18 protein-coding genes are annotated in these 16,004 nt (G+C 34.5%); 3 read left to right on the forward strand and 15 right to left on the reverse strand.

The features are described from left to right. Window positions 1–76: 76 nt before the first annotated feature. From ACB089_RS13800 to ACB089_RS13825, 6 genes are all read right to left on the reverse strand, one after another. On the reverse strand, window positions 77–1,111 hold the full coding sequence (locus ACB089_RS13800; protein ID WP_374966917.1) for a S66 peptidase family protein: 1,035 nt from the start codon (window positions 1,109–1,111) through the stop codon (window positions 77–79). A gap of 416 nt (window positions 1,112–1,527) precedes the next feature. After that, the gene (locus tag ACB089_RS13805) at window positions 1,528–2,268 is read right to left on the reverse strand and encodes an alpha/beta hydrolase (RefSeq protein WP_374966918.1); all 741 of its coding nucleotides are present in this window, start codon (window positions 2,266–2,268) and stop codon (window positions 1,528–1,530) included. A gap of 294 nt (window positions 2,269–2,562) precedes the next feature. Further along, window positions 2,563–3,072 (reverse strand): hypothetical protein, encoded by a 510-nt coding sequence (locus ACB089_RS13810; RefSeq protein WP_374966919.1) that lies wholly within the window; start codon window positions 3,070–3,072, stop codon window positions 2,563–2,565. Between the two features lie 275 nt (window positions 3,073–3,347). Then, on the reverse strand, window positions 3,348–3,731 hold the full coding sequence (locus tag ACB089_RS13815) for a VOC family protein (protein ID WP_374966920.1): 384 nt from the start codon (window positions 3,729–3,731) through the stop codon (window positions 3,348–3,350). Window positions 3,732–3,894: 163 nt separating this feature from the next. Next, window positions 3,895–4,386 (reverse strand): DfrD/DfrG/DfrK family trimethoprim-resistant dihydrofolate reductase, encoded by a 492-nt coding sequence (dfr, locus tag ACB089_RS13820; RefSeq protein WP_374966921.1) that lies wholly within the window; start codon window positions 4,384–4,386, stop codon window positions 3,895–3,897. Between the two features lie 156 nt (window positions 4,387–4,542). Then, window positions 4,543–4,713, reverse strand: a complete 171-nt coding sequence (locus ACB089_RS13825; protein WP_175401771.1) for a hypothetical protein — start codon at window positions 4,711–4,713, stop codon at window positions 4,543–4,545. 252 nt (window positions 4,714–4,965) lie between these two features. Here ACB089_RS13825 and ACB089_RS13830 point away from each other — a divergent pair, with 252 nt between their 5' ends. The 3 genes from ACB089_RS13830 (at window position 4,966) to ACB089_RS13840 (ending at window position 6,876) form a co-directional block, all read left to right on the forward strand. Further along, window positions 4,966–5,160: a hypothetical protein gene (locus ACB089_RS13830; RefSeq protein WP_223555314.1), complete on the forward strand. Its 195-nt coding sequence runs from the start codon at window positions 4,966–4,968 to the stop codon at window positions 5,158–5,160. Between the two features lie 671 nt (window positions 5,161–5,831). Beyond that, complete coding sequence (locus tag ACB089_RS13835; RefSeq protein WP_374966922.1) at window positions 5,832–6,212, forward strand: hypothetical protein; 381 nt, start codon at window positions 5,832–5,834, stop codon at window positions 6,210–6,212. A 355-nt stretch (window positions 6,213–6,567) separates the two neighbouring features. Continuing rightward, on the forward strand, window positions 6,568–6,876 hold the full coding sequence (locus ACB089_RS13840; protein WP_374966923.1) for a hypothetical protein: 309 nt from the start codon (window positions 6,568–6,570) through the stop codon (window positions 6,874–6,876). Window positions 6,877–7,079: 203 nt separating this feature from the next. Here the strand turns inward: ACB089_RS13840 and ACB089_RS13845 are convergent, their stop codons facing one another. From ACB089_RS13845 to ACB089_RS13885, 9 genes are all read right to left on the reverse strand, one after another. Next, entirely contained in the window at window positions 7,080–7,676 is a 597-nt protein-coding gene (locus ACB089_RS13845) for a hypothetical protein (RefSeq protein ID WP_374966924.1), read from the reverse strand. Window positions 7,677–7,992: 316 nt separating this feature from the next. Next, window positions 7,993–9,177 (reverse strand): hypothetical protein, encoded by a 1,185-nt coding sequence (locus ACB089_RS13850; RefSeq protein WP_374966925.1) that lies wholly within the window; start codon window positions 9,175–9,177, stop codon window positions 7,993–7,995. 13 nt (window positions 9,178–9,190) lie between these two features. Then, the gene (locus ACB089_RS13855) at window positions 9,191–10,018 is read right to left on the reverse strand and encodes a hypothetical protein (RefSeq protein ID WP_374966926.1); all 828 of its coding nucleotides are present in this window, start codon (window positions 10,016–10,018) and stop codon (window positions 9,191–9,193) included. Then, entirely contained in the window at window positions 10,015–10,704 is a 690-nt protein-coding gene (locus ACB089_RS13860; RefSeq protein WP_223555262.1) for an ABC transporter ATP-binding protein, read from the reverse strand. The genes ACB089_RS13855 and ACB089_RS13860 overlap by 4 nt, the downstream gene beginning before the upstream one ends. After that, window positions 10,701–11,090: a GntR family transcriptional regulator gene (locus ACB089_RS13865; protein ID WP_374966927.1), complete on the reverse strand. Its 390-nt coding sequence runs from the start codon at window positions 11,088–11,090 to the stop codon at window positions 10,701–10,703. The genes ACB089_RS13860 and ACB089_RS13865 overlap by 4 nt, the downstream gene beginning before the upstream one ends. Before the next feature lie 415 nt (window positions 11,091–11,505). Continuing rightward, window positions 11,506–12,381, reverse strand: coding sequence for a phosphotransferase family protein (locus ACB089_RS13870; protein WP_374966928.1), 876 nt, complete (start codon window positions 12,379–12,381; stop codon window positions 11,506–11,508). A gap of 882 nt (window positions 12,382–13,263) precedes the next feature. Further along, on the reverse strand, window positions 13,264–14,388 hold the full coding sequence (locus ACB089_RS13875) for a cupin domain-containing protein (protein WP_374966929.1): 1,125 nt from the start codon (window positions 14,386–14,388) through the stop codon (window positions 13,264–13,266). A 31-nt stretch (window positions 14,389–14,419) separates the two neighbouring features. After that, window positions 14,420–14,911 (reverse strand): DinB family protein, encoded by a 492-nt coding sequence (locus ACB089_RS13880; protein WP_068985484.1) that lies wholly within the window; start codon window positions 14,909–14,911, stop codon window positions 14,420–14,422. A 1-nt stretch (window position 14,912) separates the two neighbouring features. Then, entirely contained in the window at window positions 14,913–15,860 is a 948-nt protein-coding gene (locus tag ACB089_RS13885) for a fumarylacetoacetate hydrolase family protein (RefSeq protein ID WP_374966930.1), read from the reverse strand. Between the last annotated feature and the right edge of the window lie 144 nt (window positions 15,861–16,004).

The following is a 16,004-nucleotide window of genomic DNA, read 5'->3' on the forward strand; positions in this document are numbered from 1 at the left end:
TCCTTACAAACTTTAAAAGCCTCTCATCTTCAGGCGACATTACTTTTCCGCTATTTTGTCATCTTACTCTCTACATCTATATATATTTCATTATGATAGAACCCTTACCATTACTATATTTTACTGTCGTATATGCACCATTCACCAAAATATTTTGTGGGGGTGTATGACCAACATCAGCATCTAGAATAACAGGGATATTAAAACTTTCAAAAACATCCTTTAAAGCATCAGTTAATGTAAAATCCCCCATATCTTTATATCCACTCGTTCGTCCAAAAAGCACACCTTTAATATTTGAAAACCAATGATTTTGTTTCATTTGCCATAAAGCTCTATAAATTGTTGCTGCATCCATTCCAACCATTTCAAGATACCAAATGACACCTTCTTCATGACAGTATTGATACACAAAATTATTAACATTATCAAACGGAGTGCCAACCAAAACTTGTAAAGTATTCAAACACCCTCCAATCAATCTCCCTGAAAATGTCACTTCATCTTCTTTATTTAAAGTTTTCCATTCTGTTTGTGAATCGAGATAAAATCCTTTGGCAGGATTTGAATACACTTTATCCCAACTGGATTGATATTTTTCAGACGAATATTGTGTAATTTCTTCATTTTTATTGCAACTAAGTACATCTATCCACATACTAGATAGCCTATCCCATTCAGGCGCTGATAGTTCAGTGAAATTTACACCATGAGCAGAAGCATGACCCGTTATTGTAGTGTAAGCAAAAATGAATGTACTTATATCTGAGTAACCTAATATCCATTTCGGATTCAATTCTTTTAGTTTTTCCCAATCGATAAATGGTAAGATTTCCATTGCAAAACTACCTCCCCAAGGAGGCATTATTACACTAATACTATGATCTTGAAGAAAATCCATTAATTCTTCTACTCTTTTTTCTTTAGAAGCACTTCTCCCTTTGTGTTGAGTTAGCACAGTTTCACCAATTAAGACTTTAAAACCTTTTTTCTCTATTTGTAGCTTTGCTTCATCCACAAGTATATGTAATGATTCTTCGACGCCACTTGAGGGCGCAGTTACACCTATTAAACTGCCTGTCTTTAGGGATGCTGGATATTTAATTTTCATAAAATTCATCCTTTTGATACTTTTTTAACATTAATGTTATTTAATAGGTTCTACATTACTAAGAATTATTCCTTCTTCCACTATACTGCACCGTCAGTTTAATAAGGAACGAGTGTAAATCTTAAATAAGTTGTATACTAACTCCGGATTTAATACAACTTTATGAAATCTACAACAATCAGAGTATTCTGTACCAATTTAGTGATCATGCAAGCAAACCCTGTTCATTCCATAAAGCCGTCAAGACCACAACAAACCTCCTTTTATATGAATATGTATTCCAGTCAATTGCAACTGCGCTGATTGCAGTTGTATTATTAAGAAACTTATTTAAAGTAAAACCCCTGTTTGTTGAATAAGGAAACAGCGTTACTCCTTTTTGAAGTAAAGCTACTGTTAGTTGAAGATCATTAAAACTACCAAGTTAAATCATCTAAGAATGTAAGAATATCTTTGTTCACGTCGTTAATGTCCGTACCTATTGTCATTAAATGTTTAGAGTTCGGATACCCCTTCATTGTTTTTTGATTCGTCGCAACGCTTTGAAAAATCACCTCTGCACTCTCTTTATACAATGGTTCATCTAATTCACCATATAATATACGAATGGGTGACGTTAAAAGTGCTAATTTATTCATCGTTTTATTAATTAGCTGTTGGAACTCCACTAATGAATCGATTGACATATTTTGAAGACGATTCATTTCTAAATTTATTTGTTCTTCATTTTTCCCTTCAAGTTGTTTGTAGCCTTTTGCATAATGAAAGACCCGCTTCTGTAGAAAACTAGCTTCCCTATGCATTGGTACAGACATTGTCACAACACCATTTATCTCTAACTCTTGACCAGCTTTTAATGCAAACACACCACCAAGAGAAAGACCGATCACAGCTATTTTTTCAAAACCTTCATCCCTCAAAAATTGATAACCGTTTAGTACATCTTGCCACCAATCTGACGGTCTGTATGTGAGAAGTTCTTCTGCTGTTAAACCATGTCCACTGTACAATGGTGCATAGCAAGAATAATCGTTCCTTTGCAAATACTTCCCTAACTTTTTCATATCAATCGTATTGCTTGTAAAAGAATGTAATAGTAAAACGGCCTTCTCTCCACCTTTATAGTAAAAAGGCTTAGGGGGTACTATTTTCATCATTTTGAATACCTCACTAACTTATTCTTAGATTTTAAATAAATAGCTGAACATCGATTTTAACAATTTCTTTTAAGTATAACGTCCACCCTTTAGTTTAAGTGCATTACTTCACAAGTCCGACTGGCATTTACATAAATATCCATATCATTCAAAGAAGTTGTGATTGCGGAATTAGAAAAAATCCTGCATATCAACACAGGATTTTTAATCAAACTTTATTTTAAATTATAAACTTTTTTATAAAACTACTTTCAAGTAATCGTTTAACAAAGGACAAGTTGCTGATGTTAACCTTTAATCTAAGCTCTCTTTTTCTATATCTATCCTTTGTTTTATCACAAAGGCATAGTTATAGTCTTCCTCATAGTGTTCTGGTTCTCCCCACGCCCATTCACCATTGTAAGCTCCCAGATAGATTAATTCTCCATTGCGGATAATAACTTCAATCCCATGCTCTGGTTCCCACTCACAACCACCTGCTAAATGGACAACTGGTACCGCACTATCCTCTGGCTCATCTACAAGCATAGAGCCAAATTCGATATACTGAAGGATGTCCCTAACCTTTTCAATCTTAGGAGGTTCTTGTCCAACCATTTCACAGAAGTCTTTGGAGTAGGTGATGGCTGCTTTGCATATGTCATCTATAAGATTATCATCCGTACTGCTTAAAGACTTTGCACATAAATTGGCATATTCAATGCTCACATCTTCTTCAATCCACACCTCTAAGTTTTTATCAAACAATTTGGAATGGATGGTTCCACTCATACCATGTTCCTCTTGGGATAGGTCTTCTATCACTATCTTCAACTCCTTTTAACTTCTTACATGCATCAATATTTAAATATTGACTAAGAGAGGCCCTACTATTTTTCATTCCTTTATAAAAGTATTAATTATATCTCTTCTTACTTCTCTGTGGGATGAAAAATATCCTTCTACAGAAGTCGATTGTTCAACTAACCTGCTTCGTTAGTTCAATAAAGAAAAAGAGAATTGCCTATGTAACTCAATGTACTTAAATTAACGCACCCCGGTACTTTAAGTACATTTATGCAAAACTTAGCTTCTTCTCTTTAACCTACTTTAATGCCAAACGCTATCCATCTCCCATCTATATCTTCAATTACAAATTCTTTATTATTGTAATCAGTATTATCTAAAGTACGGACGATTTTCACATTAGCGTTGATTAACTCTTCTTGAAGTTCCTCTTGATTTTTTGATATAAAGTAAGCATCGTACCCATAGCCATATAGTTCCCTATTCGGAATTACATTTTGACCGTTAGTTTTAGTTAAGATAATTTCTGTTGTATCACGATACAGACAAATATGAGGTTCAATTGCATCCAAATACTGTACAGCCTTAAATCCCATTTTTCGTTCATAAAAATTAGCAGTTTTAACTATGTCTGATGTTGGAAATATACAGTGTGACTCTAATAAAAGGTTCTTCATATTGCCTTCTCCACTTAAAATTTGTGTTTTCGCTTTTTATGTCTATACTATCTTTGGACTATCTTTGAATACTCCTTCTTTCGCTAACCTTCTCCTATAGTTGAATAATAAGAAAGAGCTGTCTGGACAGTTCAATGTTCTTCAAGTAAAGCCCTCCGTTAGCTTAATAAAGTTTTCTTTCATAAACATGAAAATAGTAGTTATAAGGGTTTTTGTCATTCATTATCCCTTTTTCAACAGATACTTCTTTCCATTCATCGAAATTAACTTCTGGGAAAAATGTATCTCCTTCGAATTCATGATGAATTTTTGTAATATACATCTTATCAACATAAGGCAAGAATATATTATAAATCTGTTCTCCACCGAAAATAAAAATCTCTTCTTCATTTTTACATAACTCAAATACATTTTCGATTGAATGGACAATTTCACAACCGTCAAAGTCAAAATCCCTATCTCTCGTCAAAATAATATTTCTTCTGTCAGGCAAAGCCCTTCCGATTGACTCAAGGTTCTTTCTACCTAATATAATTGGATGTCCCTTTGTAGTATTTTTAACATACTCCCAATCCTTTGGAATCCTCCATGGAATATCATTTTTTTTGCCAATTACTCTATTCTTGTCCATACCAACAATTAAAGAAACATTCATATTTGACACAACCTTTTTTCGCTACTTTACCATGTAACCTTACATTTCTATAGATATTCCTTGTAAAACTATTCTCCTCCGTTGAAGAAGAAAAAGATGGGACCTGTTAAATCCCATCTTGAAGTAAAACCGCCGTTAGTTTATGCTTTACGCATCCTAATTTTTTAATTGTTTAGTATTTATAAAAAATGCTGTTCCCATTATAAATATGCCTAAACAAACGAACATTGCAATCCCTGAATATTCATCATCAAATATTGTTGTGTTAACCAAAATAACAAACAGCATTAGTACAAGTGATACATATAAGCCTTTATTGTATTTCATAAGTTTTACCTCCACCTTAATAGCAGTCGTGTTCTTTTACTATTCTAATTATTGCCGATATTCCATTTTAATATTAACATTAATTTCCTTTGTTTGAAATTAAAACACAAAAGTACCCACGCTTTTTCAACTATCCTGCATCGTTAGGAAAAAAGCGTCTTTACTTGTTGTAAGTTAAAGTGGAAAGTTTCACAAATGATAGAAAATAGAGTATACTGGACTAACTATCATATTCAAAAAGGAGCATTTTCTATGACCGAGAATAATCATTCTGAAGTACCAAAGAAAAAAATCAGCCTGCATGAGGCAGTGAAACAGCAGCTTGAAAACAAAAAGAACCATTCCTCTTCTAATAAAGGAAAAAAGAATGTCGACCTTTCAACAAAAAAAATGAAAAGCCAGCAAACGAAAAAAACAAGCAATACCCGTAGAAAAATGGGCGTCTAATATACGGACAATATCGGGAAGACATATTACCAGGCAAAGCTGTTGATATTGTAAAAAAAGTGAAAAAGCATTCAAGGGCGAACTGTTCCCTGAATGCTTTTTTAAATTATTTTATTCTTTTCATTTTATAACTTGTTAAGCTAAATGCTTCGTAAAAAAATTGCTGCTTATGCAACTCAATGATCTTTAATTAACGCACCCCGTTACTTTAAGTACACTATTTCTCAATCTAACTGAAATCCGATATTATACGGTGCAAAATCTTTTTGCTTTCTACATCCTTTAGTCGAGGCTTCCGACCAATTTGTTTATAGACTTCTTTTTCTTCCAAAAGTTGTTTTGGGTTTAAGACATTTGCTGATATTCCGTGCAACATAAAACTTTGGGGTAACAGGGCGTCTGCTCGCCATATCCATTCAAGTAATCCGTTCATAATAAGGCTTCCATTAACGGAATGGGTTATATAGCAAAATGTGACTTCTACATTATCCTTATGGAAATCAGACTGCCTATTACGAAACTGCTTTCTGACAGAAATGTGTTCATAACCTGCTTTTGAATAAATGTTTCTCTGTTCAATTAATGCCCCTGTTAGTTTAAGTAAATTTTCTCACAAATGTATGATATTATACAGTTGAATGGAAAGACAAATTAGAATTTGGAGGTTCAATATGAAAAGTGAAGATAAACAATATGCTTTAACTGTTATTACTAATATATTAAAAGTAATGCACAGTAAAGAATATGAAAACATTTTAAATTATGTGGATGAATCTGAAGTAGATGATATTGGTGAATTATTCTATTATGTCCAAGAAACATTAAACTTAAATGGATTTGATTCATTTGATGAATATGGCGCTCCATGTAATTTCCACCCAAAATACGAATATTCACAAATCAACTTCTATGAATTCAATGATCACAGTGGATTTGCTGTTGATTATGATTTAACTTCAAATTCAGAATTGGCAGATATGTGTTTACAAATGGAGTTTTTATATACGGATGACGGATTAAAAAGTGTTTTTATCACAGTTGACCCACAGTAAAACAATAATTCGAAAGAAACGCTAGAATATAGATGATGAATTCAAGGAATTAATGAAAAAAATTAATGAGTTCTAAAACTATTAGGTTATAAAAAGAAACATTGAACTTTAGATTTTATGAAAATGATGGGTTACGCAGAATTAATTGAAAGTGTTAAAAAAGCGTTAGATATTATTTTCTAAATACTCAGATAAAAATAGTATGACTATTTTACTGCAAGGTTATAAGTAGATATGGGATATTCCAATTCAGTGTATGACCTGATCAAAGATTCAGAAGTTCGACTTTTGGTTGAATTAGCGAATAAAATCAAGAATTAACAACTTTTAAATCTAAATATTAAAAGGAGAACATATGGAAATATACAACATTAATTTGAATATTCATTATTCTGCCCCTCAAGAAGTTTGGGATCAGTTGGAGCGTTTATATAGAGAAATGCCTAACTGGAACAACTTTGTAAACGGCTGTCCAAAGTGGTATGGTTCAGATGGTAAATTGATAGAAGTAAGTGTTGAACCAAGCGGATTACAATTCTATGCTAAATTACCATCAGAAGAATGGAATGAATGGATTACATTATTTAAGAATAGAGCTACAAAATTATTGGGATATGAAGTTGGCGAACCAGAAGACGGTTTTGAATTTCACTATTATGATTAACCCTACAAATTCCAAGTTGTCCATAAGCTTAATTTGAAAATACATAAGACACTTCGGTGTTTTTTTATATCATCGACAATTCTTCCAGTCACACCTAATTCCTATTCAACTAACCCCATTCGTTCAATAAGAAAAAAGAGCTGCCTATGCAACTCAATGATCGTCAAGTAACGCCCCCGTTAGCTTAAAAAGGACAAAACTTACTAATTAGGTTTAATGTATTCTCCTGTTGAAGCATTAAAGCCCGCAGCTTCCATGTTTGTCTGGTCACTGTTCCAACCTATTACTAATAGCAGGTTAATATTTCTCTCTGTATCTTTTCTAAGCATAAAATTAAAACCTTTAGCCCAATCTTTACCAGGATAAATACCACCAACTTTTAATGCTTTTTTCAGCAACTCTGGTGAATCATACTTGATATCCTTCATTAGTACAAACTCTTTTTTAGGGTAAGGAGATGTACCCTCTCCTGTTAAATCATTGACCATATCAATTTTTCCATCGTGAATGGTAACTAAGAAATACTTATTCGTATCTGGTACTCCAAATGAAATGTTCCAATGTTTTCTTTTACCGTTACTTCCGATTGACTTCCCTGGTTTATCCAAATCTATATTTATTGCCTGTAATAACTGAGCATCTTCATTCCATTTCAATGCAGGAGGAAATGCTAATTCAATCGCTTGCCTTATTGATAATTCTTGGTGTTCATTTACTTCAAAAGTATCTTCAGCAGATACTTTTTCAACTTGACCAGTTAAAATTAACAAAAACAAGACAACAAACACCATTTTTTTCAATTTCTCGCCCCCCTTTTTAGTGATATTATTTCCAAACCTTGTTCGATTATTCTGCTCCGTTAGCTCAATAAGAAAAGTTGCCTTTGACAATGGCTCTGGAACTTAAACTCTTGAAACCGTTACTTCAAAGTTAAAAAGATAATACTAATGCTAAGTTTTATATACTTCGCACAGTGACAAATTTCATGATCGTTAGACTATCTAATATCATTTCACAATCATCAGCCCAAGGGTCAAAAATCGGCAGATATAAATCATAGAATTCATACCTGCCAAAGCTTCTTACACTATTTTTCTAAATTGTATGTTCTTTAATTTAATTCATGTTGTTATATATTTGCCCGATATAAAGTGAGTAATCTGCATCTCGTTTTTCTTTATTTTCGCTGATGATTTTACCTTCATATAATGATTCACCTGTACGTACATCACCGATAAAGAAGAAATGACCGTCAGAAACACGACTGACTAAATATAGCTTATCATCTGTAATCTGTAAAAAAGGTGCTTCTTCATCATTTGCAATGCTTGGATATTTAAAGTTTAAATGCTCTTCCCACTGTTTCTTTTCTATATTATAACGCTTCAGCTCTAACCCCATGGCTGAATGAACAGGAATGAATATATCTGTTCCATGTAGAATCATCGACTTCATATATGGTTTTAATTCGTCTGGAATTGTCAATTCCTTCACTTCATTATTGAGATAGTTATAAAAATATATTTTGCTAGGGATCGTTTCAAGCTCATCATCATCTTGGTATTTGTATTTTTCAACCATATATAAGATATAATTTTCATTTTGTACTTTATTATTGTCATTCAATATATTGATGTTGGCCTGGCCTATCTCTTTTGACTCTCTTTTTGCAAGTATTGAGTCATGTTCTAATTCCTTTTTGTTTTCATCAACCGTATATATATGCAGCTCTTCATCACCATTGAGATAGCTAGTTCCTAAAATCTTTATTTTACCATTTTCTACATAGACATCTCTCTCATTGATCCAGTCATATCTCACTTGGTCTGGCATATTGATTTCAAATGAAGAACTGTCATTTGTATGTTTATCAAGTGTATCGATTTGAAGAGTGAACAAATTTCCTCGGCCGTCTTTTCGACCATTACTTTGAAAAGTGGTGTAAATCAAACGGTCTTCGTCTTCAAAATACTGACCAGGATTTAATTCTTTTCCACGCATAAAACTACGGTGTTCTTGAATATATTTTTGAAACATCAAAGGGTTATTTCGTCCTATCAACTCTCCAATGAAAGACCTGCTCTGATTAGTCGAACCATCCTTTGATATATGCAACCCTCGAATAATATCACCGCTCTGATAACTCGCTTGAAGAATAAGATTGTCAATTTCTCCCTTATTTCCGCTAGTTGTTTCAATTTTAAAGGATATACCCTTTGCCATTGCCTGTTGAATATAGTAAGAACTGATTGTCGTCACGATGATTAAACTAATCAATATCGTATTCCAATATTTTTTCATTGTTATTCCCCCCTTAGACCCTGATTTTATTTTTTAGCAAATGATTTGCGATCCAAATGGCACTGCCTAATACGATGACGCTCATTACCAGTTCCATTAAAAAGACTTCTAGTGCGTAAAAATAGCCACCATCATATTCATTCACTAGTATTGGTACAGAAAAGACTCCGAACGAAAGCATTCCATAAACGATTGCGAAAAAAATGCCTTTAATACCGTAACTTCGTTCAATTAAAATGGCAGTGAATAGAACTGCTACAAAGATTAGCCCGACTCCATAAATCAGAATAAATTCTGTCAAGGTTTTCGGATACAGCCAGCCCCACATTTCTAAACTATTAATATCATAAAATGAAAAATACGATTGTAAATCTGTTGGTATAATACTATTAACAATTTGTATTTCGATAGGAATTAACAATATTTGCAAGGTAACTAGCCCAAGTACCAACAGCATAATAGACGTCAATTTTGCGAAATAAATAGTAATTCTTTCAGTTGGTAACATTAATAATCTATAAATAAACGTATTTTTTCCAAACCAATCCCGATACCAAATAAAGAAAACATAAATCATCAACATGGCGATGCTAAAAAAGATTGGCATCAGAAACCAACCAGACTCAATGAAACGATGAAAAGGAGAAACCCCGTTTTCCTTAATATATTGGCTCATTGATAGTTGATTTTTATACATCACTTGATCTGCGTCATTCATATATTCTTTTGACACGACAATCGCCCCAATGAACTGACTGACAATTATCATCCCTATTAAGATTAGGTACAATTTGAAAAATCGATTTACTTCGAAATTAAGAAGTTTGAAAAAGTTTTTCATCTACGATACACCTCTCTCATGACATCAACGACTGATTTCCCTTCCTTTTCACGTACTTCCTCTACGCTAAATTCCTTTAATACTTCACCGTTATCAATAATCACCGCTCTATCAATCAAGTGTTCAATATCACTAATTTCATGGGTTGTGATAATCACACCACGATCTTCGATTAAATGGCTTGTAAACACTTCTGCAATCTGCTCACGGGAGAAAATATCAATACCAGAAAATGGTTCATCCATGAGTAAGTAATCCACATTCAGTGCCAAACCTAATATCATATTGACTTTAGCCATATTCCCCTTTGATAAATTGGCAATTCGTTCTGTAGGGTCTAGTTTAAAAAATTGCAGCAGCTCTTCTGCCCTTTTAGGATCCCAGTTTTTATAAAAATCGGCCATGAACGCAAAGGCATCACAAATTTTCATTTGCGGCAACATCGTAATCGTATCTGGAATAAAGGTAACTTTTTCAAAGCTTTCTTTCCGGATTTTTTCCCCATCAATCAAAATTTCACCGCTATTAATCGGAGTGAGCGCCATAATAGCTTTCATGATTGTCGTCTTCCCTACTCCGTTTATTCCGATTAAACAAGTAATTTCACCTTTTTCAGCAGTAAAAGAAAGACCTTTTAATACCTGTTTCCTGCCGTATTTTTTCATGACATTTTTTACTTCGATCATTTCGATTCCTCCGCTTCTCCGCTTTCGGCATCATGCTTTTTCTTCACTAGTTCCAACACTTCGGATAACGGCACATCAATGGATTTAATAGAACCTAAAAATAAGTCAACCGCTTCAATAATCAATTCCTCGCGGACACTTTTAAGGACCGCTTCATCTTTAGTAATGCAGCTCGGCATATTCCCCTCAGTAAAAATCAATCCTTGTTCCCCCATTTCCTTATAAGCTCGTTGTGCAGTATTTGGGTTAATCTTCAGCTGGTTGGCTAGTTCTCTTCTTGATGGAATCTCCTGACCAGGTTCAAAATACCCCTTGGCGATTTGCTCTTTAAAATGCCGGATAACCTGGACATACACTGGATCCCGATTATTAAACTTTACAGTCAATTAACTCAACTCCCAGAAAATCATATTTTCGCGTATTAAGCACTTAATACAGATTGAGCATAATGGTGGGCTTAGTACTTTTAAAGAACCACCCTGTTTGATATTTAGCCATTACCCCGCTAATCAGCCTTGATGTATCAACTGCTTAATACACCATTCTCAAAAATATAAAAGTGTATTAAGCCTATAATACACTCTTCGTAATGTATTATAGGCTTAATACACTTTATATGTCAATCAATTCCATGGAAACAACTCTCAATATTTAAAAAGACAACCAGTAAAACTAACCTGCAACGAAAGTTTAAGTAGTAAAAAGCTCTACTCCTTATTAACTGCACCGTTAATACAAAAAGTTCAACAAAAAAGCGTTAATCCTTCTGTGATCAATGCACTCTTTCGTTGAACAAGTAATCTATCTATAATCTTTTATTCCACTTTCAAAAGCCTGTTTATCGTCATTCTCAATCCCGTGCAAGGCTTCTTGTAAAGCAAATGTACTCTTGTAAAATTTAACTCGTTCAGATATTTCATTACCGTTAGGATATAGGTCCATACACATATCAAAGAAATCTTCACCATAACTAGAGAGTATGCCAGCAAAGTCATACGCTGGATCTCCTAAACCAGAACCACCAAAATCTATTATCCCTGAAATCATACTTGTTTCTGGATTCCACAAGATGTTAGATGCTCCGAAATCTCCGTGTATAAGTGTTATCTCTAAATTTGAGAATGCTTTCCCTTTTAGGAACGTTTCAAAGGATTGTGATATTTCCTTTTGAGCGTCTTTTCTGATAAAAGGAAATAATGTATTTTGAATCTTATCATACAGGTTATACATCTCTTCACTAGGATTACGAACCTTTAGTTTCAATTCTCGACTTGCTTTTTCTCCTGAAATAGAATGGAGTTCTACAAGAAAAGAAACTAGTTGTTTTGCCAACCCTTTCATCAATTCAACACTCTTAACATCTGTTAAACTTTCCTTCCACAAAGGAACACCATCTATTAGTTTATTGCCAGTAAAGACCTTCCCTGGTTCTAATTCTTCAAAAGACTGATAAATTAGATTCGGAATAGGAGTGGAAACGATCCCTTTAATGTATTTCAAAATTTCCGTCTCTCTTCTTAATTGAATGATGCCATTTTTATATTTTGGAAATCTAAAAACCAAAGATTTGTTTACAATTAATACATCATTATTCTGTCCGATTTCATTAAGATAAAAGTTTTCAATGGAAAGGTCGGAATAACAGGATTGAATGTTTTCAATAAAGCTATTATTCATTTAGAAATACCCCCTTTGGTCTCTTTCTGTTGTTTTGATTCCTAAACTCTTGTATAACTACATTTCTTCACAAAATTTAAATTCATTTTAACATATATATCCAATAAAAAAGCACCTCTAAAAAAGAGGTACTTTTATAAATCTTTATTATTAACGATCAATCTTTTTTACATTAAAACTACACTCTACCCTAGTACCGAAAGCAAGTAAATGGGCATTGATTTTAAGAAGCATTTTCAAACTGACTATTATAAAGATCCGCATAGAATCCTTTTTCGGCAATCAGTTCTTCATGATTCCCACTTTCAATCATATCTCCGTTCAGCGGATAAATCATCTATAGAAATAAACAGAACGATGGACATGTTTATTTTTTTACTTCAAGGTGTAATATATATTTTTAAAATATTTACCACACTCGTAGGAAATAATTCTCCATTAGTCATACTAGGATTCATCATTTTTAAGTATGAACCAATAATTATCTTTGTTATTTTCATCCATGTACTTTTAAAATTCTTGAGAATTATAGGCGTCTTTTACTGCTTCTGAATCGCTTTTATAACTTGTTTAATCGTTAGTTGAGCATTTCTTAATGCTTTTTCCGTCATGTTAGCATGTGCAACTTTCGCAGTTTTCTTTAAGAAAAGCTTTTATGCGGAAGCAAAAAAATTCTTGAAGTAGCTATATTGAATGGTGATAATAAACGTAGTAGACCTTTACCTTTGAATTTTAAATTGTATCTGAAACTACCCCATAAATGACTAGAATATTCCACCAAATGATTTTGAACTGCTATCTAAAAAAGGAACCTAGTATCTTCTAAAAAACACTTAAATCATTTTTGAAGAAGAGGTTCCCATTTATCCAATTGTTAAGCTATTAACGAAAAGCCGCTTTGAATTCACCAGTGATTTTCTGATGCCCGTTATCCACATCATAAGCTTGTTCTTGTTCTAGTTCGAAGCGATCCATAATTGGCAGATCGTTCACCGAGAACAGATAAGAATCTTCTGAAACTACATGTTCATGCCATGCCCAGTTTGGTATGACAAAATAATCGCCTTTTTTCCAATCAAAACGTACTCCGTTAATAATCGTATAACCAGATCCTTTATAAGCATGATGGATTGTCGAATGCGTATGCCGATGAGCTTTCGTATGAAATCCTTTCGGAAGATACTGCATCCTTGAACCTATCGTTGGGTTTGCCGTCTTGCCAGTAGATGGATTGATATACTCAATCGCAAAACCTTCATACGGATCAGGATCAAAATTCATTAAACCTTTAATCGCTTCCTCTGTGCGATTCCACTTGTAATTTGCCAAAGGTGCAATCGTATAATTGACATCACCAACCGGGCGAACCATACCGCCACTATAACGAAGTTCCGAAAAGTTATCCGGTACATTAGGCTGTTGGAGTCCATCTTTATGTGGCTCAAAGAATGTCCCGCCAATCGAATAAATGGTTGGAATATCGAGCGCATCCATCCATATCATCGGTTTATCACCGACATGACCATGACCGTGCCATAGGTTTTTCGGTGTCGTCAAGAAGTCACCTTCTCGCATATAAATCCGTTCACCTTGAACGATTGTATACGCACCTTCACCATCTGTAATAAAACGAATTGCACTTTGTGTATGTCGATGCGATGGTGCTTCTTCTCCAGGAAGTAAAAGTTGAACCGCTGCATACAATGTTTGTGTTGTCGACGCCCAACCCCAAGGCTGACGGTAAGTCAAACCAGGGTTTTGAAAATAAATCGCACGACGTTCGCCACCGCGTTCTGGTGTGAATATTTCTGCTGCTTCCATCAATTTCTTAGTCAACAGTTCCCCGCTCCAAAGATATGCCTCCGCTTGCGGTTTTGGTGTTTTATTCATAATTTCAGGGATGGCTTCCCAAAGGGGACCGAGATTGTATTGTTGAATATCTTTCGTAAAGTCTTTAACTGTATCACTACTCATAAATTGTTTGACTTCTTCTTTCATTTCAGCCATTCAAAACACTCCTTTTCTTTTAGTAGTCTACTTAGTTACGTTTACTTAAATTACGTTGGATTTGAACGTAATGTCCGTTCACATGTTCTACCAGGAAATGATTGATGATGAACGACACTGGTTTGTGGCCAAACTTTTCAAAATTACGATGCGGATTCTCTGCATTAAGTTGTGCTTCACTTAAACCGATTAGACGGTCTGAAACTTGTTGCTGTATCTTTTTCAACGTCGCAATTTCTTCTTCAATACTCAGCTCATCTGGATTAAATACTGCAGCACGTCGACTTTCATCCTCTAAACCACGTCCCCACTTCGAACCCGGCTCTGCAACTACGCGTTCCACTTCGCCAAGCCAGTACGGAATCGCCTCGTTTAAGTGCGATACAATTTGCATTATTGACCATTCTTCTTCAGTTGGATTCCAACGAAAAACCTTTTCATCTAAACCTTCTACACTTTTGAGAATGTCACAGATTGAGTTATTAATAGCTTGAATCGAGTCTTTATTTGTTGTAGTAGTCATGTTAGTTACCTTCTCCCTGTAGAACTACTTTATTTTCCAGTATTCCTACTTGATCAATTTCAATTTTCACGACATCGCCATCTTTTAAGAATGTGGGAGGATCCATTGCAACACCTACACCGCCTGGCGTTCCAGTTAAAATAATGTCACCCGGTTCAAGAGTAACTAACTTCGAAAGAAATGAAACAAGATGTGGAACAGAGAAAACGAGATTTTCTGTATTCGTTTTCTGTCTCACCTCACCATTAACTGACAGTACGACACCGAGTCCAGATGGATTTGTTAATTCATCAGAAGTAACCATCCAAGGTCCCATTGGTGCACTGCCATCAACTGTTTTTCCTTGTAGCCATTGCAGTGTTCGCCTTTGTAAATCACGATAAGTTACGTCGTTGGCAATTGTGTAACCTGCCACGTAAGCAAGTGCATCTTCTTCAGTTACATTGCGCGCTTGTTTACCGATAATAACTGTGAATTCAGCTTCGTAATCGAGTTGTTCAGAAATCGGGTGGAATGGGATATCATCTTCTGGTCCAATAACTGTATTCGCAAACTTAGCAAATAAAACTGGATTAGTTGGAATGTCGCGCCCCATTTCTAAAATATGTTCACGGTAGTTATGCCCTACACAGAAGATCTTCCCAGGGTTTGTCACTGGTGCATTTACTTTTACTTCACTTTTATCATAAATCAGCTGGTGCTTGAAGTTTCCAGTATTGGAAAGTGCATAGTTAATCGCAGACTTCGCAATTTCCATACTGTCATTTCCTCCCTCGAGGAAGCCTTCCATTTTGGCTGGTACATATGCTTCGGCAATGGCTTCATAGCGATACTTACCTTCACTCTGAAGTTGTGCTTGGTACGCATAATTGAGGTCGACTACCTTTTCCCCTTCAACAATTGCACCAATACGAGAAAAACCTGCAGTTGTAAATGTTATCAATTTCATAATTATCTCCCTTTAAATGTTTTATTTAAACACTCCAATTCTATTAGCAATGATGCTCAATCTACTAGCTCAGAACAGTAGTAATAGCAATCTTGCCAAAATACTAATACAATATGTCTGCGAATTAGACGTAGTAATATGGCT

The sequence above is a fragment of the Lysinibacillus sp. RS10 genome, from assembly GCF_041956855.1.
GTDB lineage: Bacteria > Bacillota > Bacilli > Bacillales_A > Planococcaceae > Lysinibacillus > Lysinibacillus xylanilyticus_A.